Origin of the sequence: Lysobacter sp. Root604 (assembly GCF_001427505.1) — a bacterium.
GTDB lineage: Bacteria > Pseudomonadota > Gammaproteobacteria > Xanthomonadales > Xanthomonadaceae > Lysobacter.
In genome coordinates, this window is the sequence record NZ_LMGS01000007.1 from 1 (window position 1) to 1,210 (window position 1,210).

Below are 1,210 nucleotides of genomic sequence, written 5' to 3' on the forward strand. Positions count from 1 at the left end.
GCGATCCCGCCAGATCGCCGAACACCGCCGCCTGCGAGGCCGCCAGGTGGCACAGCTGGCGGTGTTCCACCATCACCGCCTTGGGTTCGCCGGTCGAACCGGAGGTGTAGATCAGGTACGCCAGGTGCGACGGTTGCAGCGCCGGCACCGCCGGGCGCGTCGCCGGCAGCCGCCGCGTCAGCACCGGCAGGTCCACATCCAGCCGCAGCACCGGCACGTCCAGCGGCGGCAGATGCTCGGCCACCGACGATTGCGTCAGCACAAGCAACGGGGCGCTGTCGTTCACCATGTAGGACAGCCGCGCCGACGGGTACTCCGGATCCAGCGGCACGTAGGCGCAGCCGGCCTTCAGGATGCCCAGCACGCCCACCAGGTACTCCACGCCGCGTTCCACGCACAGCGCCACCCGGGCGTCGGGCTGCGCGCCCTGCGCCAGCAGGTAATGCGCCAGACGGTTGGCGCGTTCGTCCAGTTCGGCATAGCTCAGCGATTCGCCGTCGAACTCCAGGGCGATCGCATCGCCCCGGGCATCCACCCAGCCCTCGAAGCAGGCATGCGCCAGCCACGACGGCGGCAGCGCCGGCGTTACGACATTGAACGCATCGACCACTTGCCGGTAATCGGCTTCGGCCAGCAGCGGCACACGCAGGGCTTCCTGCGCCTCGTCGGCCACGAACCCTTCCAGCAGCTGCAAGAAGCACCGGCTCCAGCGCGCCACGGTGGCCTCGTCGAACAGGTCGCTCGCATGGATCAACGTGCCTTCCAGACACGCACCGGTATCGCTCAGGTGCAGGGAGAGATCGAACTGCGTGGTCTGGTGCGGTAGCGGCAACGCCGCCAGCGACAACTGCGGCAGATCCACCGCGCCGCCCTCGGGCTCGTTGTGCCAGGTGAAACTCGCCTGCGCGAGCGGCACATGGCTCAGGCTGCGCGTCGGCCGCAGCGCCTCCACCACCTGCTCGAACGGCAGCTCCTGGTGCGCGAACGCCGCCAGGGTCTCGCGCCGCACCGCTTCGATCAGCTGCGCGACGCTCTGCCCTTCCTCCACCCGCGTGCAGAACGCCAGCGTGTTGACGAAGAAGCCGATCAAACCTTCCAGTTCGCGCCGGTGGCGACCGGCCACCGGCGTGGCCACCACCACCGTCGACTGACCCGACAGGCGCGACAGCAGCAGCGACCAGGCCGCCATCAGCACCATGTACAAGGTTGC

At 69.3% G+C, this 1,210-nt stretch carries 1 protein-coding gene; it reads right to left on the reverse strand.

All coding sequences use genetic code 11. The features are described 5' to 3' along the window. Nucleotides 1–1,210, reverse strand: a 1,210-nt coding sequence (locus ASD69_RS08455) for an AMP-binding protein (protein WP_157499114.1), incomplete at both ends; no start/stop codon positions are given.